We start from the raw sequence: 20,449 nt of genomic DNA, 5'->3' as shown, positions 1-20,449 counted from the left end.
GGTCGGCTTTTCCTGTCGGTGGGCGCGCCGGCGGAGAAGCTCCGCCGGCGCGCCGCGCCATTACTTGAACGTCGGCGGGGTTTCGAAGGTGTGGAACGGGGCCGGGCTAGGCACGGTCCATTCCAGGCCCTCGGCGCCTTCCCACGGCTTGTCGGCCGCCTTCTTGCCGCCGCGGATGGTCGGCAGGACCACGCAGAACAGGAAGAACACCTGCGACAGGCCGAAGCCGAAGGCGCCGATGGTGGCCACCACGTTGAAGTCGGTGAACTGCGCCGGGTAGTCGGCGTAGCGGCGCGGCATGCCGGCCAGACCCAGGAAGTGCATCGGGAAGAAGGTGATGTTGAAGGTGATCAGCGACAGCCAGAAGTGCAGCTTGCCCATGGTCTCGTTGTACATGTGGCCGGTCCATTTCGGCGACCAGTAGTAGAAGCCGGCGAACAGGGCGAACAGCGAGCCGGCCACCAGCACGTAGTGGAAGTGGGCCACGACGTAGTAGGTGTCCTGCAGCTGGATGTCGATCGGCGTGACGGCCAGGATCAGGCCGGTGAAGCCGCCGATGGTGAAGACGAAGATGAAGCCGACGGCGAACAGCATCGGGGTCTCGAAGGTCATCGAACCCTTCCACATGGTGGCGATCCAGTTGAACACCTTCACGCCGGTCGGCACGGCGATCAGCATGGTGGCGTACATGAAGAACAGCTGGCTGGTCACCGGCATGCCGGTGGTGAACATGTGGTGGGCCCAGACGATGAACGACAGGATGGCGATCGAGGCGGTGGCGTAGACCATCGAGGCGTAGCCGAACAGCTGCTTGCGGGCGAAGGCCGGCAGGATCTGCGAGACGATGCCGAAGGCCGGCAGAATCATGATGTAGACCTCGGGGTGGCCGAAGAACCAGAAGATGTGCTGGTACATCACCGGGTCGCCGCCGCCGGCGGCGTTGAAGAAGGAGGTGCCGAAGTGGCGGTCGGTCAGCGTCATGGTGATGGCGCCGGCCAGCACGGGCATGACGGCGATCAGCAGGTAGGCGGTGATCAGCCAGGTCCAGCAGAACATCGGCATCTTCATCAGCGTCATGCCGGGGGCGCGCATGTTGAGGATGGTGACGATGATGTTGATCGAACCCATGATCGAGGAGGCGCCCATCAGGTGCATGGCGAAGATCGCCATGTCCATGCCGGGGCCCATTTGGCTCGACAGCGGCGCGTACAGCGTCCAGCCGGCGGCGGTGGCGCCGCCGGGGACCAGGAAGGAGGTCGCCAGCAGGATCGCGGCCGGCGGCAGCAGCCAGAAGGAGAAGTTGTTCATGCGCGCGAAGGCCATGTCGGAGGCGCCCACTTGCAGCGGGATCATCCAGTTGGCGAAGCCGACGAAGGCCGGCATGATGGCGCCGAACACCATCACCAGGCCGTGCATGGTGGTCAGTTGGTTGAAGAACTCGGGCTGGAAGAACTGCAGGCCCGGCTTGAACAGCTCGGTGCGGATCATCAGCGCCAGCACGCCGCCGGACAGCAGCATGATGAAGGAGAACCACAGGTAGAGCGTGCCGATGTCCTTGTGGTTGGTGGCGAACAACCAGCGCGACAGGCCGTGCGGATGGTCGTGCGCGTGGTCGTGCTGATCGTGGGCGTGATCGATTGTGCTTGTGCTCATCTAAAGCTCCTAATTACTTGCGTGCAGCCACAACTTCGGCTGGTTGAACGATGTTTTCTGCGGCCTTGTTCGACCAGGTATTGCGGGTGTAGGTGATCACAGCCGCGATCTCGGTGTCCGACAATTGCTTCCATGCAGGCATTTCGCTAGGGAACTTACCGCTCTTCTTACCGTGCAGCAGCACGTTGATCTGTTCGGCCTTCGGCCCGGTCACCGCAGGGGAGCCGTCCAGCGCGGCGAAGGCGTTGGGCACGCCCTTGCCGGTGGCCAAGTGGCAGACCGCGCAGTTGCTAGTGTAGACCTTTTCGCCCTTGACCTTCAGCTCGTCGATGGTCCAGACCTTGCTTGGATCGTCGGCCAGCGCGGCCATTTCCTTTTTCTTGCCGTCGACCCAGATCGTGTAGTCCTCGGCGCTGACCACCTTGACCACGATGGGCATGAAGGCGTGCTCCTTGCCGCACAGTTCGGCGCAGTTGCCGCGGTAGGTGCCGGTGTGCTTGGCGTTGAACCAGGTGTCGCGCACGAAGCCGGGGATGGCGTCCTGCTTGACGCCGAAGGCCGGCACCGACCAGGCGTGGATGACGTCGTTGGCGGTGGTGACGATGCGGATCTTCTTGCCGACCGGCACGACAACCTCGTTGTCGACCTCGATCAGGTAGTTCTCGCCGCGCTTCTCGGTCGGCTCGACGCCGGGCGAGCCCACCTGGGAGCGCGGGGTCGACAGGTTGGACAGGAAGGCAATGCCCTCGCCCTCGCCCTTCAGGTAGTCGTAGCCCCATTTCCACTGCATGCCGGTGGCCTTGATGGTGATGTCGGCGTTGGTGGTGTCCTTCATGCCGACCACGGTGCGGGTGGCCGGCAGGGCCATGCCGATGACGATCAGGAAGGGCACCACGGTCCAGGCGATCTCGACGGTGGTGGATTCGTGGAAGGTGGCCGGCTTGTGGCCGAGCGACTTGCGGTGCTTGAAGATGGAGTAGAACATCACGCCGAACACGGCGACGAAGATCACCATGCAAACGACCATCATCCAGGTGTGCAGGTCGTAGATCTGGGCCGCGATCTCGGTGGCCGGTGGTTGCAGGTTCAACTCAAATGGCACCGGTCCGCCGGTGCCGCCCGTCGCCGCCGTGTAGCTGCCGGCCGCCTTGACGGCCGCCTGCTCCGCCCACGCTGGGATACCGGCGGCTGTCAACGACAGCCCGAGCATCAACGATTGAAGTCGCTTCGCATATTTCATGTTTTCCCCAACCACCCAAAAAAATAGATATTTTTTTTAAACGGCGCCGGGATTCGCTGTTTTGAACCGCCAACGCACCATTAACACCTTCAGATCCCTGCGGCCGCGCGCCGAAGAGCAGTCATCGGCGTGATAGTGCGGGGACCTTGACATCGGTCCGTGCAGCCCCATATTACTATCGGGCCAACGGTTGACACTGAACAGCAATGATTCTTTGTCTTGTAAAAACAACAAACAGAAACTGTTGTGCTTACTTGAAATCATGACAAAATTAGTCGCCGATTATAGCCAAGAAAACTGACATACATCAAGAAATAATCCATTATGCAAGTATGGTCAAGGCCGTGTTTGCACACCCCTGCGACAAAGGCGTGACAAGGCCGCCGAAATGTGCATTCCGGTGTCGGACAGACTCGGGCGGTTCGCCCGTGGCGCCGCCCTACGTGGCAGAGTGTGGCCTAGCGCGGCTTGCGCGGCAGGTCGAAGCGGATGATCGCCTCGCCCTTGGACGTCACGCGCGGCGCCGGCCGGAAGGCGTGGCCGTAGATCACCTCGAAACTCAACCCCAGCTTGCCGTCGGCGCGGCGGCCGCGCTCCAGCGCCGCCAACAGGCGTTGCCAGGCGGCGCGGCCGAGCAGGCCACGGCGCCGCGTGCTGAGCGGATTGCCGCCCCAGGCGCGGGCGTCGGCCAGCAGGGCCTGCGCCGTGTCGTAGGTGACGGTGATGGTTTCCATGTCCAGCACCGGGGTCGCGAAGCCGGCGGCCACCAGCTGGTCGCCGAAGTCGTGCATGTCGACGAAGGGCAGCGCGTGCGGCGCCAGGTCGACCTCGGCGAAGGCGTCGCGCAGCTCCTTGAAGGTGTCCGGGCCGAAGCAGGAGAACATCAACAGGCTGTCGACCCGCATCACGCGGCGCCACTCGGCGAACACGCGGTCCGGCTGCGGATGCCAGTGCAGCGCCAGGTTGGACCAGACCAGGTCGACCGCGTTCGGCCCCAGCGGCAGGTCGGCGAAGTCGCCGCAGACCAGGTCGATGCCGGCCTTGGCCGGCAACAGCTTACTTAATAGTTGGTTGAGTCCGGTCAGCCGCGCCGCCGAGGCGCCCTGGGCGCGGGCCGCCTGCAGCATGGCGGCGGCGCCGTCGAGGCCGACGATCTGGGCCGCCTGATACCGTTTTTGCAACAATGCCAGGTCGGCACCGGCGCCGCAGCCGGCGTCGAGCACGCGCTGCGGCGCCAGCTTGACCAGGCCGAGGCGGTCGAACATCCGGCTGGCCACCTCGCGGCGCAGGAAATCGGAGGCTTGCACCCGTTCGGGGCGGGAAAACTGGGCGCGCACGCGCTCCAGGTCGATCGGGGCGCTCAATTTGGGCGGATTGGCTGGCACTTGCATGGTTCGGTCGGGCGAAGGTGAGATAATGTCGGCAGTGTACATGGTTGAGGGCCGTCGCGATGCCAAGCGCCGCCGATTTGCCACCCTTCCGCGCGACGGGAACCGCCCCGGCGGCGCTGCTGCGCCGGCTGCGCGGCGCCCTGCTGCGCGGCCTGCTGCCGGCCAGCTGCGCGCTGTGCGGCGGCGCCAGCCCGGACGCCCTGTGCCCGGGCTGCCGGGCGCAGTACCTCGACGGGCCGGCGCCGCCCCGTTGTGAACAATGCGCCAATCCGCTGCCCGGGCCGCAGTGCGGCATCGCCGCCGACGGCAACGGCTTGGCCGGCGGCAGTGGCTTGGCCGGCGGCAACAGTATGAGCGACCACAAGGGCATGGCCGCGCTGTGCGGCCAGTGCCTGCGCGACGGACCGGCCTTCGACCGCACCGTGGTGGCGGCCGACTACGCCGCCCCGCTCGACCAGCTGGTGCTGCAACTGAAATTTGGTGGCCGCCTGGCGCTGGCGCCGCTGCTGGCGCAACTGCTGCGCGACGCCGTGCTGCGCCAGCCCGGCTTCGTCCTGCCCGCCCTGCTCTGCCCGGTGCCGCTGGGGTCGCAGCGGCTGGCCGAACGGGGCTTCAACCAAGCGCTGGAGATCGCCCGGCCGCTGGCACGGACGCTGGGCGTGGCCCTGCATCCGCGTCTGGCGGCGCGCGTGCACGAGACGCGCGCGCAGAGCAGCGTGGCGCCGCACCAGCGCGGCGGCAACATCGCCCACGCCTTCGCGCTGGCCGAGCCGGCGCTGGTGGCCGGCCGCCACGTCGGCATCGTCGACGACGTGATGACCAGCGGCCAGACGCTGAACGAGCTGGCCGCCACGTTCAAACGCCATGGCGCGGCGCGCGTCAGCAACCTGGTGTTCGCCCGTACCCCGCCGCGTTGAGCGCGCCAAGAACTACCGCATTGGGCGCATTGGGCGCATTGGGCGCTTTGAACGCATTGAGAATGACTTTTGAGGAGATTGCATTGTTTCACGTCGTACTGGTTCAACCCGAAATTCCGCCCAACACCGGCAATGTGATCCGGCTGTGCGCCAACACCGGCGCCCAGTTGCATCTGATCGAGCCGCTCGGCTTCCCGCTCGACGATGCCAAGCTCAAGCGCGCCGGCCTCGACTACCACGAGTACGCCCGCATGCAGGTGCATGCCAGCTGGGAGGCCTTCCTGGCCGCCGTCCAGCCCGATCCGGCGCGCATGTTCGCCATGACCACGCACGGCTCGTCGCCGTTCGGCCAGGCCAGCTTCCAGCCCGGCGACGTGTTCGTGTTCGGCTCGGAGACGCGCGGCCTGGACCCGGCGCTGCGCGAATCGTTCCCGCCGGCCCAGCGCATCCGCCTGCCGATGCGGCCGGACAACCGCAGCCTGAACCTGTCGAACACGGTCGCCGTGGTGGTCTTCGAGGCCTGGCGCCAGAACGGCTACGCCGGCGGCGCCTGAGGCCACGGTAAGGCGTATATACATTTTTCGACAATGGACTCCAAGTTCGACAATACGAAGAGGTTGGATACCGCCTAAACTAGCTAGCGGGTATCAAAAATCCATTGTGACTTGCCACACTTAGTCGTATATTTTGTATATACAAAGGTGACGTAGTGGGATCAATCGTCATTTCTGCGACGGTGCGCGCCAAACTCAAGCAAATGCACAACGTGACTCGCTCGGAAGTTTGTGAGTGTTTCGACAACCGATGTGGAATGTTGCTCATTGACGATAGGGAACAGCATCGACGCGATCCACCTACGCTCTGGTTTATCGCCGACACCAACATCGGTCGCTCGCTAAAAGTGGTGTTTCAAGTTCGTGATGGGAATATGCATGTCATTACCGCATACGAGGCGAACGATATTGAAATGAGAATCTACGAAACAATGGGCAAGTAACGCAAGACGTTCGGGAGAGCCTCATGGGCAAAGCAAAGATCGAAGGCACGGCCGAGGCTTGGGAATCGGGACAACTCGGCCGCGACATAGAGCACGCCAAGCCGGCACCGCAAGCATTGGAGGCGCAGATCGACGAATCACTCGGCATGCAAATGATCTCGATCCGGCTTCCCAAAGACCTGATCGACGACTTCAAGAAAATTGCCGAGTGCCGTGGCGTGGGCTATCAACCGCTCATGCGCGAAGCGCTTCAGAGATTCGTCGTCGCCGAGTACAAATTGATCGCGACCGAGTATGCGAATCTGAAGGCGACGACGGCCACGCCAACACCTAAGGACACAGCAAGGCGCGGCAAGCAGGCCGCTTGATGGCGCCAAGCGCCTGCCCGCCTCCGCTGACTAGTTGCGGATCTTGTTGAGCAGCTTGGTGGTCGAGCGGTCGTGTTCGAAGTCGATGGCGACGGCGCGGCCGCCGTAGGCCAGCACCGCCTGCCCCTCGGGAATCGCCGCCATGTCGTAGTCGCCGCCCTTGACGTAGATCTCCGGGCGGGCCTGCAGCACCACCTCCAGCGCCGTGTCCTCGTCGAACTCGACCACCAGGCTGACCGACTCCAGCGCGGCCAGCACGGCCATGCGGTCGGCGCAGGCGTTGAGCGGGCGGTCGTCGCCCTTGCCCAGGCGCTTGACCGAGGCGTCGGTGTTGGCCGCCACCACCAGCGAGGCGCCCAGCGCGCGCGCCTGCGCCAGGTAGGTGACGTGGCCGCGGTGCAGCAGGTCGAACACGCCGTTGGTCAACACCACCGGCTTGGGCAGCGCGGCGACGCGCGCGGCCAGGTCTTCACGGGTACAAACTTTCGATTCGAATTGGGGCATCGGTTTCTTTTCGTTGGGGGTTGCGCCGGCGCTAGTGGCCCGGCGGTTCCGGCTCCGGCTCGGCCTCGATCTGCATGCTCAGCGCGCTGGCGGCCGCCGGGCCGGCGTCGCCGGGCTCCTTGCGCTCGCCGCGCAGCTTGATCTGCAGGCGCAGGCCGTTGGCCGAATCGGCATTGCGGATCGCCTCCTCGTAGGCGATATGGCCCCTATTATAGAGTTCGTACAGCGCCTGGTCGAAGGTGCACATGCCCAGCTCGCGCGATTTGTGCATGATTTCCTTGATCGCCTGGAAGTTACCCTTGAAAATCATCTCGGCGATGGTCGGCGTGTTCAGCAAAATCTCGATGGCCGCCTTGCGGCCCTTGCCGTCCTCGGTGCGCACCAGGCGCTGCGAGACGATGGCGCGCAGGTTCGACGACAAGTCCATCAGCAACTGGTTGCGCCGCTCCTCGGGGAAGAAGTTGATGATGCGGTCCATGGTCTGGTTGGCGTTGTTGGCGTGCAGCGTGCCCAGGCACAGGTGGCCCGTCTCGGCGAAGGCGATGGCGTGCTCCATGGTCTCGGTGTCGCGGATCTCGCCGATCAAAATCACGTCCGGCGCCTGGCGCAGCGTGTTTTTCAGCGCGTTGTGCCAGGACAGGGTGTCGACGCCGACCTCGCGGTGGGTGATCAGGCAGCCCTTGTTCTTGTGCACGTACTCGACCGGGTCCTCGACGGTGATGATGTGGCCGGCCGAGTTGCTGTTGCGGTAGTCGATCATCGCCGCCAGCGTGGTCGACTTGCCCGAGCCGGTGCCGCCCACCACCAGCACCAGGCCGCGCTTGGTCATGATGACCTCCTTCAACACCTCGGGCAGTTCGAGCTTCTCGAAATTCGGGATCTCCGAGGCGATGGTGCGGATCACCATGGCCACGCACTGCTGCTGGACGAAGACGTTGACGCGGAAGCGGCACACCTCGGGCAGCGAGATGGCGAAGTTGCATTCGAGCTCGGCCTCGAACTCGCGGCGCTGCTTGTCGTTCATGATGGACAGCGCCAGCGCGCGCGTCACCTCGCCGCTCAGGCGCTGCGCGCTGAGCGGCTTCATCGCCCCTTGCGACTTGATACTGGGCGGGAAGTCGGCGGAGATGAACAGGTCGGAGCCGCCCATGTGGTGCATCACCTTGAGCAGCTTGTGCAGATAGGCTTGGGCCTCGTCGGGGCCAAAGGTGGCGGACATACGCGGCCCTCCTTCTTGATACTGTTGTAAAGCGAAGCACCCGGCCATTATATCGACTGCGTTCCGCTACAATGGATTTTCTTGCCCAGCCCGCCGGCCCGCCGCGCGCCGCCTTTCCCCGCGCCGCCCTGTGGCTTTTCATGCATTGCGCCGAAGCATTGCCTGTGTTCAAATACATTCATGACCCTGACCGAACTGAAATACATCGTCGCCGTTGCAAGAGCGAAACACTTCGGACATGCCGCCGAAGCCTGCTATGTCGCCCAGCCCACGCTGTCGGTAGCGATCAAGAAGCTGGAGGACGAGTTGGGGGTGGTGCTGTTCGAACGGGGCGGCGCCGAGATTTCCGTCACGCCGCTGGGCGCGCAGATCGTCGCCCAGGCCGAACGCGTGCTCGAGCAGACGGCCGCCATCAAGGAGCTGGCCAAGCAGAACAAGGACCCGCTGGCCGGCCCGCTGCGGCTCGGCGTGATCTACACCATCGGCCCCTCGCTGCTGCCGCCGCTGGTCAAGGGCATGATCGCCAAGCTGCCGCAGATGCCCCTGATCCTGCAGGAGAACTTCACCGTGCGCCTGCTCGAGATGCTGCGCCAGGGCGAGCTTGACGCGGCCATCATGGCGCTGCCGCTGCCCGAACACGGCATGGCCATGCAGGCCCTGTACGACGAGCCCTTCGTCGTGGCGATGCCGCAACAACACGCCTGGACCGGCCGCCAGTCCATCCCCGCCGACGACCTGAAGACGGAGAACATGCTGTTGCTCGGCAACGGCCACTGCTTCCGCGACCAGGTGCTCGAGGTGTGTCCCGAGATGGCGCGCTTCTCCTCGCCCGGCAACGGCATGCAGCGCACCTTCGAGGGCTCCTCGCTGGAGACCATCCGCCACATGGTGGCCAGCGGCATCGGCCTGACCGTGCTGCCGCGCGCCTCGGTGCCCGACCTCGACACCACCGACGGCATGCTGCGCTTCCGCCGCTTCGACGCGCCGGAGCCGTCGCGCCGCGTCGTCATCGTCTGGCGCAAGAGCTTCACCCGCAAGGCCGCCATCGACGCCATCTGCGAGGTGGTGCGCGACTGCGAACTGCCCGGCGTCAGCACGCTGTGCCTGGGCGACAAATAGCCGGCAAGCGCCCCTGCGCCGTGGCCGCCCGGCAGCGCATTGCGCGGCGCCGGCGGCGATTTGCGATAATGCCGGTTTTGCCCTTCCCGACACCATGATGCTTTCCATGACCAAGCTGGAGTTGTACGCGCGCCTGTTAAGGCTGGACAAACCGATCGGCGTCGTGCTGCTGCTGTGGCCGACGCTGAGCGCGCTGTGGATCGCCTCGGCCGGCAAGCCCGACTGGACGCTGGTGCTGATCTTCTCGCTCGGCACCTTCCTGATGCGCTCGGCCGGCTGCGCCGTCAACGACTACGCCGACCGCGACATCGACAAGCACGTCAAGCGCACCGCCCAGCGCCCCGTCACCAGCGGCAAGGTCAGTGGCAAGGAGGCGCTCGGCATCGCCGCCCTGCTGGCCCTGCTGGCCTTCTGCCTGCTGCTGCCGCTCAACCTGCTGACCAAGCAGTTGTCGGTGGTGGCCCTGCTGGTGGCCCTGACCTACCCCTACTTCAAGCGCTTCTTCCCCATCCCGCAGGCCTACCTGGGCGTGGCCTACGGCTTCGGCGTGCCGATGGCCTTCGCCGCCGTGCAGAACCAGGTGCCGGCGCTGGCCTGGGTGCTGCTGGTGTCGAACGTGTTCTGGGCGGTCGCCTACGACACCGAGTACGCCATGGTCGACCGCGACGACGACTTGAAGATCGGCATCAAGACCTCGGCCATCACCTTCGGCCGCTACGACGTCGCCGCCGTCATGCTGTGCTACGCCGTCCACCTCGGCCTGACGCTGGCCTGCGGCTGGCAGGCCGGCCTGCGCGGTTGGTTCGTCGCCGGCCTGCTGGGCGCCGCCGCCATCGCCGTCTACCACTACACGCTGATCCGTGGCCGCCAGCGCGACGCCTGCTTCTACGCCTTCCGCCACAACAACATCCTCGGCGCCGTGGTGTTCGCCGGCGTGGCGCTGGACTACGCGCTGCGCTAGCGCGGAATTGATCTGGCGCATAGCCGGCGCCGGGCCGCAGCCTATACACTGGCTTTTTTCCCGCGCGCCCGCGCATCCCTCGAAAGGTCAAGCATGGAACCCACCCAACAGAACGGCAAGGCCGGCGACGACAACCTGGCTCGCAGCCAGGCCGCCAACGCCACCGCGCGCGACAAGCTGATGAGCGATTTGCAGAACGTCATCCACGAGGCCGAGACCTGGCTCGACGACAGCAAGACCGAGGTCGGCGCCGAGGTCGGCAAGGCGCGCCGCCACTTCGAGGACGCGCTGCTGACCGCCAAGACCGACCTGCGCAAGCTGGAGGAAGGCGTGCTGGCGCGCGGCCGCCAGGCGGCCCGCAGCACCCAGGTGTATGTGCAGGACAATCCGTGGAAGGCGGTCGGTTTGGGCGCGGCGATCGGCGTCATCGCCGGCATGCTGATCGCCCGTAAATAAGCGCGGACGGCGGCGGGCGGAGCCGCCGCCGTTTCCCCGGCGGGGCAAGCTTATACGACATAAACTAGTTGATCTGCATGGCAACTTGACGCGACAATAGGATTCAGCAAACCGCCCGCCGAATCGAACCCATGGCAAGTCGCCCCCTCCGCCGGCCCCTCTTTCACCGCCTCCTGGCCGCGCCGTCGGCGCGGGCGCTATTGTTGTCGCTGGCCTGGCTCGACGCCGCCGGCGCCGCCGACGTGAAGATGGCCTTCGGCGAAAAGATCCCGCCCTACTGCTTCCCGGAAACGAACTCCGGCATCGAACTGGAGGTCATCGGCCAGGCGCTGGCCTATCGCGGCCACGTGCTGGTGCCGAAGTACTACTCCTTCGTGCGGATTCCGATGGTGTTCAAGGCGCGCGAGGTCGACGCGGCGATGACCGACCTGGGCGAGGACTTGGCGGCCGTCGGCGGCCACTACGGCGAGCCGGCGGTGTTCTACGACAACGTGCTGATCAGTTTGAAGGACAGGAAGCTGCAGTTCCGCAAGCCCGAAGACCTGCGCGGCCTGAACGTGATCGCCTTCGTCGGCGCCATCAAGCGCTATCCCGACTGGCTCGACCCGGTGCGCCAGGCCGGCCGCTACTACGAGCAGAACAACCAGACGCTGCAGGTACTCACCCTGGACAAGGGCCGCTACGACGTGGCGCTGAGCGACCGCAACATCTTCCGCTACTTCACCCTGCAGTTGCAGCGCGAGCAGGCTTTCGTCCCCAAGCCGACGGTCGAGCAACGCTTCGTCAAGCTCAACCCGCAGGACTACCGCCCGGTGTTCCGCGACAAAACTATCCGCGACGACTTCAACGCCGGCCTCAAGCAGCTCAAGGACAGCGGCCGCTACGCCGCCATCTACCAGAAGTACGTCGGCGATCCAACGCCCTGAGCGGGCCGGCGCCCTGCTTAGGCGCCGCCCAGCTCCTCGCCCAGCTCATTGCCCAATTCCCGGCCGCGCTCGGCGGCCGCCTTCATCGCCTTGACGATGGCGTCCTTGACGCCGCTCTGCTCCATGCTGCTCAGCGCGGCGTAGGTGGTGCCGCCCTTCGAGGTGACGCGCTCGCGCAGCAGCGCCACCGGTTCGCTCGACTGCGCCGCCAGTTGCGCCGCGCCGACGAAGGTGGCCAGCGCCAGCTCGCTGCCCTGCTGCGCGCTCAGGCCCATCTCCAGCGCCGCCTGCTGCATCGCCTCGATGAAGTAGAACACATAGGCCGGGCCGCTGCCCGAGACCGCCGTCACCGGGTCGATCAAGCCTTCGTGGGCCAGCCAGACGGTGGCGCCGACCGCCTTCAGGATGGCGTCGGCGGCCTCCTTCTGCGCCGCGCTGACGCCGTCGGCGGCGACCATGCCGGTGATGCCCAGGCCGATCAGCGCCGGCGTGTTCGGCATGCAGCGCACGATGGCGCCGTAGCCGCCCAGCCAGCGCGACAGGTCGGCGGCGCGGATGCCGGCGGCGATCGACAGGATCAGCGGCCTGGCCGCCGGGTTCAGCAGCGGCAACAGCTGGGCGGCCACCTCGCGCATGCTCTGCGGCTTGACCGCCAGCACGATCACGTCGACCGCGCCCAGCGCTGCGTCGGCCGCCGGCGCGGTGCTGACGCCGAACTGCTGGCGCAGCTTGTCCAGCGCGGCGGCGTTGGGGTCGACCACGTGGATGTTGGCGCCGGCCGTCAGTTTGCCGGCCAGTCCGGCGATCAGGGCCGAGGCCATGTTGCCGCCGCCGATGAAGGCGATTTTCAGTGCGCTTGCGTTCATGTCTGTCTCTCGTGGTGGTCTGGATGGATTAGTGGGCGGCCGGATAGTGGCGCGCGCCGAAGATGGCGCTGCCGACGCGCACGATGGTGGCGCCCTCGACGACGGCGGCGCGCAGGTCGGCCGACATGCCCATCGACAGGGTGTCGAGCGCCAGGCCGTCGGCGCGCAGTTGTTCGTAGAGTTGGCGCAGCTGGGCGAAGGCGGCGCGCTGCTCGGCGTAGTCCTCGGTCGGTTCGGGGATCGCCATCAGGCCGCGCAGGCGCAGATTGGGCAGCGCGGCGACGCGCCGGGCCAGCTCGGCCAGCTCGGCCGGCGCCACGCCGCTCTTGCTGGCCTCGCCGCTGATGTTGACCTGCAGGCAAATGTTGAGCGGCGCCATGCCGGCCGGGCGCTGCTCGGACAGGCGCTGGGCGATCTTCTCGCGCTCGACCGTGTGGACCCAGTCGAAGTGCTCGGCGATGGGGCGCGTCTTGTTGCTCTGGATGGGGCCGATGAAGTGCCACTCGAGCGCCGGCTCGCCAGGCCGCGCCGCCAGCGCAGGCTCGTCCGGCCGCGCGGCCAGCGCGGCGCGCACGGCGGCGATCTTGTCGAGCGACTCCTGCAGGTAGTTCTCGCCGAAGGCGCGCTGGCCGGCCCGCACCGCCTCCAGCACCGCCTCCGCGCCGAAGGTCTTGGACACCGCCAGCAAGCGCACGCTGTCGGCCGCGCGGCCGGCTTCTTGGGCTGTGGAAACAATTGTCGAGGCGACGGCTTGCAAGTTCTGGGCGATTGTGGACATAATCAGTGAGCGTATAGTGTGGGCAACATCGGTTAAGCATCAGCGTGGAACAGTTTCAGCGGCGGCCGGTGTGCGATCCCGGCGGCCCCGCCCTCAACCCCAGGCACAGGGATTATAAATGGACATCTCAGAACTTCTCGCATTCTCGGTCAAGAACAAGGCCTCGGACCTGCACTTGTCGGCCGGGCTGCCGCCGATGATACGGGTGCACGGCGACGTGCGCCGCATCAACCTGCCGCCGCTGGAGCACAAGGAAGTCCACGGCATGATCTATGACATCATGAACGACGGCCAGCGCAAGGCCTACGAGGAGATGCTCGAGGTCGACTTCTCCTTCGCCATCCCCGGCCTGGCGCGCTTCCGCGTCAACGCCTACAACCAGGAACGCGGCGCCTCGGCGGTGCTGCGCACCATCCCGTCGAAGATCATGAGCCTGGAGGAGTTGAACTGCCCGCGCATCTTCGCCGAGCTGGCCTCCAAGCCGCGCGGCCTGGTGCTGGTGACCGGGCCGACCGGCTCGGGCAAGTCGACCACGCTGGCGGCGATGGTCAACCACGTCAACGAGAACGAGTACGGCCACATCCTCACCATCGAGGACCCGATCGAGTTCGTCCACGAGTCGAAGAAGTGCCTGATCAACCAGCGCGAGGTGGGGCCGCACACGCTGTCGTTCAACAACGCGCTGCGCTCGGCGCTGCGCGAGGACCCGGACGTGATCCTGGTCGGCGAGCTGCGCGACCTGGAGACCATCCGCCTGGCCCTGTCGGCGGCCGAGACCGGCCACCTGGTGTTCGGCACGCTGCACACCTCGTCGGCCGCCAAGACCATCGACCGCATCGTCGACGTCTTCCCGGCCGACGAGAAGGAGATGGTGCGGGCCATGCTGTCGGAGTCGCTGCAGGCGGTGATCTCGCAGACCCTGCTCAAGACCAAGGACGGCAGCGGCCGCGTCGCCGCCCACGAGATCATGGTGGCCACGCCGGCCATCCGCAACCTGATCCGCGAGGCCAAGATCGCCCAGATGTACTCGGCGATCCAGACCGGCAGCAACGTCGGCATGCAGACGCTGGACCAGACGCTGACCGACCTGGTGCGGCGCAACGTGATCTCGGCGGCGGCGGCCCGTTCCGCCGCCAAGATCCCCGACAACTTCCCCGGATAGGAACCAGCATGGAACGCGACCAGGCATTCAAATTCATGTCCGACCTGCTGCGCCTGATGGTCAGCAAAAAAGGTTCGGACCTGTTCATCACCGCCGGCTTCCCGCCGGCCATCAAGATCGACGGCAAGCTGACGCCCGTCTCGGCCCAGGTGCTGACGGCGGCCCACACCGTCGACCTGGCGCGCTCGATCATGAACGACAAGCAGAGCGCCGGCTTCGAGCTGAGCAAGGAGGCCAACTTCGCCATCAGCCCGGGCGAGCTGGGGCGCTTCCGCGTCTCCGCCTTCGTGCAGATGAGCTCGGTCGGCATGGTCTTGCGCACCATCACCAGCGAGATCCCGAAACTCGACGACCTCGGCCTGCCCGAGGTGCTCAAGGACGTCGTCATGTCCAAGCGCGGCCTGGTGATCATGGTCGGCGCCACCGGTTCGGGCAAGTCGACCACGCTGGCGGCGATGGTCGACCACCGCAACCAGAACAGCTACGGCCACATCATCACCATCGAGGACCCGGTCGAGTACGTGCATCCGCACAAGAACTGCATCGTCACCCAGCGCGAGGTCGGCGTCGACACCGAGGACTGGGCGGTGGCGCTGAAGAACACGCTGCGCCAGGCGCCGGACGTGATCCAGATCGGCGAGATCCGCGACCGCGAGACCATGGACCACGCCATCGCCTTCGCCGAGACCGGCCACCTGTGCCTGGCCACGCTGCACGCCAACAGCGCCAACCAGGCGCTCGACCGCATCATCAACTTCTTCCCCGAGGAGCGCCGCCAGCAGCTGCTGATGGACCTGTCGCTGAACCTGAAGGGCATGATCTCGCAGCGCCTGGTGCCGCTCAAGGAAAGCGCCGGGCGCGCCGTGGCGATCGAGATCCTGCTCAACTCGCCGCTGATCTCCGACCTGATCTTCAAGGGCCAGGTGCACGAGATCAAGGAGCTGATGAAGAAATCGCGCGAGTTGGGCATGCAGACCTTCGACCAGTCGCTGTTCGATTTGCACGAAGCGGATAGAATCAGCTACGAGGACGCCTTGCGCAACGCCGATTCGGTCAACGACCTGCGGCTGGCCATCAAGCTCGAGGGCAAGGCGGCGAAAAACCGCGACCTCTCGGCCGGAACCGAACACTTGGGGATCATCTGATGACGACAATCTACGACCACGCCGCCGCCACGCTGGCCGGCGCGCCCGCCGACCTGGCCCAATACAAGGGCCAAGTCCTGCTGATCGTCAACACCGCCAGCCAGTGCGGCTTCACGCCGCAGTACAAGGGCTTGGAGGCGGTCTACCAGCAGTTCAAGGAGCGCGGCGCGGTGGTGCTGGGCTTTCCCTGCAACCAGTTCGGCGGCCAGGAGCCGGGCGGCGCCGAGCAGATCGGCGCCTTCTGCGAGAAGAACTTCGGCGTCAGCTTCCCGCTGTTCGCCAAGGTCGACGTCAACGGCGAGCAGGCCCACCCGCTGTTCAAGCAGCTCAAGAAGGAGGCCCCCGGCCTGCTCGGCACCGAGGCGATCAAGTGGAACTTCACCAAGTTCCTGGTGCGCAAGGACGGCACCGTCTACAAGCGCTACGCCCCGGCCACCAAGCCCGAGGAGCTGGTCGGCGACATCGAGAAGCTGCTGGCCGAGTAGTGTCGTCGTACTAGGTGCGCACGAAAGCCTGCAGGGGCGCATAGTCCCTGCGGTCCGCCGCCTGCAATGCATGGATGTACGCGCTGCGTGTCGTCGATGGATGCACCAGTTCGATCCGCCCCCAGGAAAACGGACGCGCGCCGCATGAACGCAAAAACACGTCGGTAAAGAGTCGGGCGTGGCGGCCGTTCCCGTTGGGGAAAAGATGAATCCACACCAGCCGGTGGTGCAAGCGTGTGGCCTGCTCGTCGAGGGAGAAGGTGTTGAACTCGCGCCAGCATTGAACATCGTCCAACAAATTGCGCAGGCCGACGCCAATTTGCAGAGGATCGATACCGATGGACTTTTCAGTCTTGCGAAAGGTACCAGCCCATCGCCAGGTGCGATCGAACATTTTCTTGTGCAAGCGCCGAACATAGGCCTCGCTCAGTACATTCTGCTTCACACGCTTTTCCGCCCACGCCTGCGCGGCAAGTATGTTCGCCTGCTCGAATTCGTCCAATTCGCGTTTTAGCGTGATATGTCTTGGAATGAGGCCCGCCATCTCATCCGGGTCAAGTGGCGTTGCGCCTGGCGCGTGCACCTGGCCGATGCCTAGTCCCACAGTTGCTTCCAATTGTTATCCAGAAGGTCACGCTGTACCCTGGACACCTCTTTTTTATCCAACTGCGCGGTAGGCGCCTGTTCCTCCAGACGCATGCTGTGCCAGACACGAGCGACACGCTCATGCGCAACATCTTGTGCGCGATCCTCGACTCGCCGTTTCAACGAGGAACGCGGCACCAGGACATATTGAAGCTCGCAATCGAGCGCCTCGGCGGCCCTACGTAACGACTGCAAGGTGATCCGGTCCTCCGCCTCTGATTTTTCCAACGCTGTCAGCGTGCTTTGACTAACGCCAAGACGTCCGGCGAGTTGGCGTGTTGTCATACCGAGTGCCGTTCGAATCGTCTGAATCCAGCCCGGCGACGGGCGTGGCGGCGCAGAGGCCAACCTCACTGCCCGATCAACCTGCGAAAGACGCAATTTTTGAAATTCCATTTGATCGCCTAGTAGGTATGCGCTACTCCATAATTGATTCAGTATAGACGATCAAAGTGTTTATTCAAGATCGTTTATACACGATCACTTCCGCTGACCGTCCCGACTGTGGAGGCGATTTTCCCGCCCCCTCCGCTAACGCCTCGTGTCGCTGCACGCTTGGTCTCGTCCGGCAGGCGAACCGCACGCTACACACGGCAGGAACCGCCACTTTGAAACCGTTTTCAAATAAAAATGCAACGCGCCGGAATTTTCGGTAATAATGCTTGAGGACAATATTGCCGGAACCTACCCACCACCTATGCCGTTGCTGAGGAAACTACTGTCGTCTTGGCTGCGGATGGGCACCTACACGCGCCTGTTCGTGCCCATTTTCGCCCTCATCGCGGTGGTCGTCTGCGTGCGCTATTCGCTGCTGATCGAGGCCGAGGCGGCCGACGCCAACCTGCGCTACCAGCTCGACGCCCAGGAGCTGGGCGACTATCTGAACACCACCTTGAAGAGCGGCCTGGCGCTGCCCGACCGCGCCGCGCTGGAGACGGCGCTGGCCGGCGCCCTGCTGCTCAACCAGGACGCCAGCGCCGTGCGCCTCGACTATCCCGGCGGCCACCTCGAGGCGGTGCGCAGCGTCAAACCGGAGCCGACCGGGCCGGCCTGGTTCCAGGCGCTGCACGCGCTGCAGCCGCTGAGCCGCGAGCTGGCCCTGTCGACCAACGCCACCCTGGAAATGACGTTCGAGCCGACGCTGCCGCTCAACCGCGTCTGGCACACGGTGCGCCAGCAGGCGCAAATCTCGGCGCTCAATGTCGGCCTGATCTACCTGCTGCTCGGCCTGCTGATCTACTCCAACAAGCGCATGCTGGCGCGGCTGGCGCGCGCCACCGACCGCTTCCAGGCCGGCGAGCACGGCGTGCGCCTGCCGCTGCGCGGCACGCTGGAGGCGCGCGCGCTGGCCGCCACCTTCAACAACATGGCGCAGGAGGTGCAGGCGCTGGTCGGCTCGCTGCAACGCAGCCAGCGGCAACTCGGCGAGCAGCTCGCGCAGACCCGCTCGGCCCAGGCCCAGCTGCTTGCCGAGAAGGAGCGCATCGAGGTGACGCTGGCCTCGATCGGCGACGCCGTCGTCACCACCGACCTGGCCGGCCGCATCCTCACCTTCAACGCCGTGGCGCAGACGCTCACCGGCCTGGACGAGGCGCAGGCGCGCGGCATGGAGCTGCACCAGGCCTTCGTGCTGGCCAACAACTTCGGCCAGCACTCGCTGCTCAAGGCGATGGCCGCGATCTACGCCGGCGGCGCGGTGGTCAAGGCCGGCGGCCAGAGCCTGCGCCACCTGTCGGGCCAGGTGCGCATGGTCGAGTACACCGCCGCCGCGATCCGCGACAGCGCCGGCCGCGTGCAGGGCTCGGTGCTGGTGTTCCGCGACGTCAGCGAGAAGCGCCACCTGATCCAGCAGATGTCCTGGCAGAGCAACCACGACGTCCTCACCGGCCTGCCCAACCGCGCCGCGCTGAGCAGCCGCTTCGAGCAGGAGCTCGAGCAGGCGCGCGAACGCCAGCAACTGCTGGCGGTGTGCCTGTTCGACCTCGACCACTTCCAAGGGATCAACCAGGGCCTGGGCCAGGCGGTCGGCGACGAGGTGCTCAAGCAGGTCGCCAGCCGGCTGCACGACTTCGCCGGCCAGCGCCACTACGTCGCCCGGCTGGGCGGCGACGAGTTCGTGCTGCTGCTGCCGCAGATGGACGGCCGCGGCGCCGTCGAGCAGGCCATGGCGCGGCTGCTGGCGGCGCTGGCGCTCGACTACCAGTGCGACGGCGAGACCGTCAAGATGTCGGCCAGCGTCGGCGTGGCGCTGTACCGCGACGGCGAGACCAGCGCCGACCAGCTGCTGCGCCACGCCGACCAGGCGCTATACCAGGCCAAGATCACCGGGCGCAACCGCTACCACTTCTTCGACGCCGACCTCGACGAACAGGTGCGCACCCACCACAACCGCCGCACCGAGGTGCGCGCCGCGCTGCGCGGCGGCGAGATGCGGCTGTACTACCAGCCCAAGCTGAACATGCGGCGCGGCCGCATCGTCGGCATGGAGGCGCTGCTGCGCTGGCAGCACCCGGAGCGCGGCGTGGTCGGGCCGATGGACTTCCTGCCCTTCGTCGAGCACACCGACCTGATCGTCGACATTGGCGAATGGGTGCTGCGCGAGGCGCTGCGCCAGCTGCAGAGCTGGCGCGGCTTCGACCCGGACTGGGTGGTCAGCGTCAACATCGCCGCGCGCCATTTCCAACGCAACGACTTCGTCGAACGGCTGACGGCGATCCTGGCCGAATTCCCCGACGTACCGCCGTACATGCTCGAGCTGGAGATCCTCGAGTCGTCGGCGCTGAGCGACGTCGGCCACGTGCGCGCCATCATGCTGGCCTGCCAGGCGCTGGGCATCAGCTTCGCGCTGGACGACTTCGGCACCGGCTACTCGTCGATGAGCTACCTGAAGCGGCTGCCGGCCGACGTCCTGAAGGTCGACCAGAGCTTCGTGCGCAACATGCTGGTCGACCGCGACGACCGCCACCTGGTCAGCGCGGTGATCGGCCTGGCGCGCGCCTTCGAGCTGGGCGTGATCGCCGAGGGTGTCGAGACGGTGGCGCACGGCGCGCTGCTGATGCGGCTCGGCTGCGACCTGGCGCAGGGCTTCGGCATCGCCCGGCCGATGCCGTCGGCCGAGGTGCTGCCCTGGGTCAGCGCCTTCGACACGGCGCCGGTGTGGCAGGCCGCCGCCCTGCTACCGCCGATCGCCCACCAGCAGTCCGACGACGGCGCCGGCCGCGCCCAGGACGGCGCGGCGCTGGCCGGCTAGGCCAACTGCCGAGCCCGTGTCCGAATGTCGGCACTGACCCTAATGCCGTTGACTTAAGCTTTTGACTTCTTGTATGGGTAGCGCTGTGCCTTTGATTTGACGACCCGGTCAAAATGACGGCCGGGTCGTTTGACAGTCAGTTCTGTGACTAGCCTTTGCCGCATTCTTTGTAGTAGGGAAGGCAGCTTGCCATAGGCGCGAGTCGCGGCGGCCCATGTTAGTTCGTATTGAATGATGTGAAATGCACGGACGAAGCTGATGTCGGTGGGGTTGCATTGAGCGTCGGCGGCGACGTTGGCCATTTCAAGGCGCACCAGGTTGTAGGCGATGCACGCGCCCCAGATCTCCTGGTTGATCCCCTCGACGG

At 65.7% G+C, this 20,449-nt stretch carries 21 protein-coding genes and 1 pseudogene; 12 read left to right on the top strand and 10 right to left on the bottom strand.

Annotated elements, in window-relative coordinates; translation table 11 throughout:
- Positions 1 to 60: 60 nt before the first annotated feature.
- The 3 genes from ctaD to BM252_RS13400 form a co-directional block, all read right to left on the bottom strand.
- Entirely contained in the window at positions 61 to 1,653 is a 1,593-nt protein-coding gene (gene ctaD, locus BM252_RS13410) for a cytochrome c oxidase subunit I (protein ID WP_093388146.1), read from the bottom strand.
- 13 nt (positions 1,654 to 1,666) lie between these two features.
- Positions 1,667 to 2,893 carry a cytochrome c oxidase subunit II gene (gene coxB / locus BM252_RS13405; protein ID WP_174900519.1) on the bottom strand — a complete coding sequence of 409 codons (1,227 nt, stop codon included), beginning with the start codon at positions 2,891 to 2,893 and terminating at the stop codon, positions 1,667 to 1,669.
- 458 nt (positions 2,894 to 3,351) lie between these two features.
- Positions 3,352 to 4,284 carry a methyltransferase domain-containing protein gene (locus BM252_RS13400; protein WP_093388143.1) on the bottom strand — a complete coding sequence of 311 codons (933 nt, stop codon included), beginning with the start codon at positions 4,282 to 4,284 and terminating at the stop codon, positions 3,352 to 3,354.
- Between the two features lie 59 nt (positions 4,285 to 4,343).
- Between BM252_RS13400 and BM252_RS13395 the strand changes: the two genes are divergently transcribed.
- The 4 genes from BM252_RS13395 (at position 4,344) to BM252_RS13380 (ending at position 6,566) form a co-directional block, all read left to right on the top strand.
- The gene (locus tag BM252_RS13395; protein WP_093388141.1) at positions 4,344 to 5,201 is read left to right on the top strand and encodes a ComFC family protein; all 858 of its coding nucleotides are present in this window, start codon (positions 4,344 to 4,346) and stop codon (positions 5,199 to 5,201) included.
- 83 nt (positions 5,202 to 5,284) lie between these two features.
- Positions 5,285 to 5,755 (top strand): tRNA (uridine(34)/cytosine(34)/5-carboxymethylaminomethyluridine(34)-2'-O)-methyltransferase TrmL, encoded by a 471-nt coding sequence (gene trmL / locus BM252_RS13390; protein WP_093388140.1) that lies wholly within the window; start codon positions 5,285 to 5,287, stop codon positions 5,753 to 5,755.
- Positions 5,756 to 5,910: 155 nt separating this feature from the next.
- Positions 5,911 to 6,198, top strand: coding sequence for a BrnT family toxin (locus tag BM252_RS13385; protein WP_217429909.1), 288 nt, complete (start codon positions 5,911 to 5,913; stop codon positions 6,196 to 6,198).
- Positions 6,199 to 6,221: 23 nt separating this feature from the next.
- Complete coding sequence (locus BM252_RS13380) at positions 6,222 to 6,566, top strand: CopG family antitoxin (protein ID WP_174900518.1); 345 nt, start codon at positions 6,222 to 6,224, stop codon at positions 6,564 to 6,566.
- Positions 6,567 to 6,596: 30 nt separating this feature from the next.
- Here BM252_RS13380 and rfaE2 read toward each other — a convergent pair whose 3' ends face one another.
- Together rfaE2 and BM252_RS13370 are read right to left on the bottom strand one after the other, a co-directional pair.
- Positions 6,597 to 7,070: a D-glycero-beta-D-manno-heptose 1-phosphate adenylyltransferase gene (gene rfaE2 / locus BM252_RS13375; protein WP_093388137.1), complete on the bottom strand. Its 474-nt coding sequence runs from the start codon at positions 7,068 to 7,070 to the stop codon at positions 6,597 to 6,599.
- A gap of 31 nt (positions 7,071 to 7,101) precedes the next feature.
- The gene (locus BM252_RS13370; protein WP_093388135.1) at positions 7,102 to 8,289 is read right to left on the bottom strand and encodes a PilT/PilU family type 4a pilus ATPase; all 1,188 of its coding nucleotides are present in this window, start codon (positions 8,287 to 8,289) and stop codon (positions 7,102 to 7,104) included.
- A gap of 180 nt (positions 8,290 to 8,469) precedes the next feature.
- Here BM252_RS13370 and BM252_RS13365 point away from each other — a divergent pair, with 180 nt between their 5' ends.
- The 4 genes from BM252_RS13365 to BM252_RS13350 all read left to right on the top strand — a co-directional run bounded on the left by BM252_RS13365 (position 8,470) and on the right by BM252_RS13350 (position 11,751).
- Positions 8,470 to 9,408, top strand: a complete 939-nt coding sequence (locus BM252_RS13365) for a hydrogen peroxide-inducible genes activator (protein WP_093388134.1) — start codon at positions 8,470 to 8,472, stop codon at positions 9,406 to 9,408.
- A 106-nt stretch (positions 9,409 to 9,514) separates the two neighbouring features.
- On the top strand, positions 9,515 to 10,369 hold the full coding sequence (gene ubiA / locus BM252_RS13360) for a 4-hydroxybenzoate octaprenyltransferase (RefSeq protein ID WP_093388315.1): 855 nt from the start codon (positions 9,515 to 9,517) through the stop codon (positions 10,367 to 10,369).
- 93 nt (positions 10,370 to 10,462) lie between these two features.
- A complete protein-coding gene (locus BM252_RS13355; protein WP_093388133.1) occupies positions 10,463 to 10,825 on the top strand; it encodes an ElaB/YgaM/YqjD family protein in 363 nt (120 codons plus the stop codon).
- Between the two features lie 131 nt (positions 10,826 to 10,956).
- Entirely contained in the window at positions 10,957 to 11,751 is a 795-nt protein-coding gene (locus BM252_RS13350) for a substrate-binding periplasmic protein (RefSeq protein ID WP_217429908.1), read from the top strand.
- 17 nt (positions 11,752 to 11,768) lie between these two features.
- Here BM252_RS13350 and proC read toward each other — a convergent pair whose 3' ends face one another.
- Both proC and BM252_RS13340 read right to left on the bottom strand, forming a co-directional pair.
- Complete coding sequence (proC, locus tag BM252_RS13345) at positions 11,769 to 12,617, bottom strand: pyrroline-5-carboxylate reductase (RefSeq protein WP_245774241.1); 849 nt, start codon at positions 12,615 to 12,617, stop codon at positions 11,769 to 11,771.
- A gap of 28 nt (positions 12,618 to 12,645) precedes the next feature.
- Positions 12,646 to 13,395 carry a YggS family pyridoxal phosphate-dependent enzyme gene (locus BM252_RS13340; protein ID WP_093388132.1) on the bottom strand — a complete coding sequence of 250 codons (750 nt, stop codon included), beginning with the start codon at positions 13,393 to 13,395 and terminating at the stop codon, positions 12,646 to 12,648.
- Between the two features lie 118 nt (positions 13,396 to 13,513).
- Between BM252_RS13340 and BM252_RS13335 the strand changes: the two genes are divergently transcribed.
- Genes BM252_RS13335 through BM252_RS13325 form a run of 3 tightly spaced genes read left to right on the top strand, consistent with a single transcriptional unit; the run spans position 13,514 to position 16,187 of the window.
- Complete coding sequence (locus BM252_RS13335; RefSeq protein WP_093388131.1) at positions 13,514 to 14,557, top strand: type IV pilus twitching motility protein PilT; 1,044 nt, start codon at positions 13,514 to 13,516, stop codon at positions 14,555 to 14,557.
- 8 nt (positions 14,558 to 14,565) lie between these two features.
- Positions 14,566 to 15,702 carry a PilT/PilU family type 4a pilus ATPase gene (locus BM252_RS13330; RefSeq protein ID WP_093388129.1) on the top strand — a complete coding sequence of 379 codons (1,137 nt, stop codon included), beginning with the start codon at positions 14,566 to 14,568 and terminating at the stop codon, positions 15,700 to 15,702.
- Positions 15,702 to 16,187 carry a glutathione peroxidase gene (locus BM252_RS13325; RefSeq protein ID WP_093388128.1) on the top strand — a complete coding sequence of 162 codons (486 nt, stop codon included), beginning with the start codon at positions 15,702 to 15,704 and terminating at the stop codon, positions 16,185 to 16,187. Before BM252_RS13330 ends, BM252_RS13325 begins: the two co-directional genes overlap by 1 nt.
- A gap of 10 nt (positions 16,188 to 16,197) precedes the next feature.
- On the opposite strand, the gene BM252_RS13320 is transcribed toward BM252_RS13325, so the two are convergent.
- The gene (locus tag BM252_RS13320) at positions 16,198 to 16,803 is read right to left on the bottom strand and encodes a mobile mystery protein B (protein WP_245774240.1); all 606 of its coding nucleotides are present in this window, start codon (positions 16,801 to 16,803) and stop codon (positions 16,198 to 16,200) included.
- On the bottom strand, positions 16,782 to 17,228 hold the full coding sequence (locus BM252_RS13315; RefSeq protein WP_093388124.1) for a mobile mystery protein A: 447 nt from the start codon (positions 17,226 to 17,228) through the stop codon (positions 16,782 to 16,784). The genes BM252_RS13320 and BM252_RS13315 overlap by 22 nt, the downstream gene beginning before the upstream one ends.
- A gap of 340 nt (positions 17,229 to 17,568) precedes the next feature.
- Between BM252_RS13315 and BM252_RS13310 the strand changes: the two genes are divergently transcribed.
- Positions 17,569 to 20,082 (top strand): putative bifunctional diguanylate cyclase/phosphodiesterase, encoded by a 2,514-nt coding sequence (locus BM252_RS13310; protein WP_093388123.1) that lies wholly within the window; start codon positions 17,569 to 17,571, stop codon positions 20,080 to 20,082.
- A 53-nt stretch (positions 20,083 to 20,135) separates the two neighbouring features.
- Here BM252_RS13310 and BM252_RS31010 read toward each other — a convergent pair.
- Positions 20,136 to 20,449: pseudogene (locus BM252_RS31010) on the bottom strand (IS4 family transposase); the annotation flags it as partial.

The organism is Rugamonas rubra (genome assembly GCF_900114705.1).
Lineage (GTDB): Bacteria > Pseudomonadota > Gammaproteobacteria > Burkholderiales > Burkholderiaceae_D > Rugamonas > Rugamonas rubra.
This window is presented reverse-complemented; position numbering and strand designations above follow the sequence as displayed.

Coding starts and splice junctions, on each gene's coding strand:
- BM252_RS13365 (WP_093388134.1), top strand. CDS start 8,470: ATGACCCTGACCGAACTGAAATACATCGTCGCCGTTGCAAGAGCGAAA.
- BM252_RS13380 (WP_174900518.1), top strand. CDS start 6,222: ATGGGCAAAGCAAAGATCGAAGGCACGGCCGAGGCTTGGGAATCGGGA.
- BM252_RS13400 (WP_093388143.1), bottom strand. CDS start 4,284: ATGCAAGTGCCAGCCAATCCGCCCAAATTGAGCGCCCCGATCGACCTG.
- proC (WP_245774241.1), bottom strand. CDS start 12,617: ATGAACGCAAGCGCACTGAAAATCGCCTTCATCGGCGGCGGCAACATG.
- BM252_RS13350 (WP_217429908.1), top strand. CDS start 10,957: ATGGCAAGTCGCCCCCTCCGCCGGCCCCTCTTTCACCGCCTCCTGGCC.
- BM252_RS13330 (WP_093388129.1), top strand. CDS start 14,566: ATGGAACGCGACCAGGCATTCAAATTCATGTCCGACCTGCTGCGCCTG.
- BM252_RS13395 (WP_093388141.1), top strand. CDS start 4,344: ATGCCAAGCGCCGCCGATTTGCCACCCTTCCGCGCGACGGGAACCGCC.
- BM252_RS13355 (WP_093388133.1), top strand. CDS start 10,463: ATGGAACCCACCCAACAGAACGGCAAGGCCGGCGACGACAACCTGGCT.
- BM252_RS13325 (WP_093388128.1), top strand. CDS start 15,702: ATGACGACAATCTACGACCACGCCGCCGCCACGCTGGCCGGCGCGCCC.
- coxB (WP_174900519.1), bottom strand. CDS start 2,893: ATGAAATATGCGAAGCGACTTCAATCGTTGATGCTCGGGCTGTCGTTG.
- BM252_RS13370 (WP_093388135.1), bottom strand. CDS start 8,289: ATGTCCGCCACCTTTGGCCCCGACGAGGCCCAAGCCTATCTGCACAAG.
- BM252_RS13340 (WP_093388132.1), bottom strand. CDS start 13,395: ATGTCCACAATCGCCCAGAACTTGCAAGCCGTCGCCTCGACAATTGTT.
- ubiA (WP_093388315.1), top strand. CDS start 9,515: ATGACCAAGCTGGAGTTGTACGCGCGCCTGTTAAGGCTGGACAAACCG.
- rfaE2 (WP_093388137.1), bottom strand. CDS start 7,070: ATGCCCCAATTCGAATCGAAAGTTTGTACCCGTGAAGACCTGGCCGCG.
- ctaD (WP_093388146.1), bottom strand. CDS start 1,653: ATGAGCACAAGCACAATCGATCACGCCCACGATCAGCACGACCACGCG.
- BM252_RS13315 (WP_093388124.1), bottom strand. CDS start 17,228: ATGGAATTTCAAAAATTGCGTCTTTCGCAGGTTGATCGGGCAGTGAGG.
- BM252_RS13310 (WP_093388123.1), top strand. CDS start 17,569: ATGGGCACCTACACGCGCCTGTTCGTGCCCATTTTCGCCCTCATCGCG.
- BM252_RS13335 (WP_093388131.1), top strand. CDS start 13,514: ATGGACATCTCAGAACTTCTCGCATTCTCGGTCAAGAACAAGGCCTCG.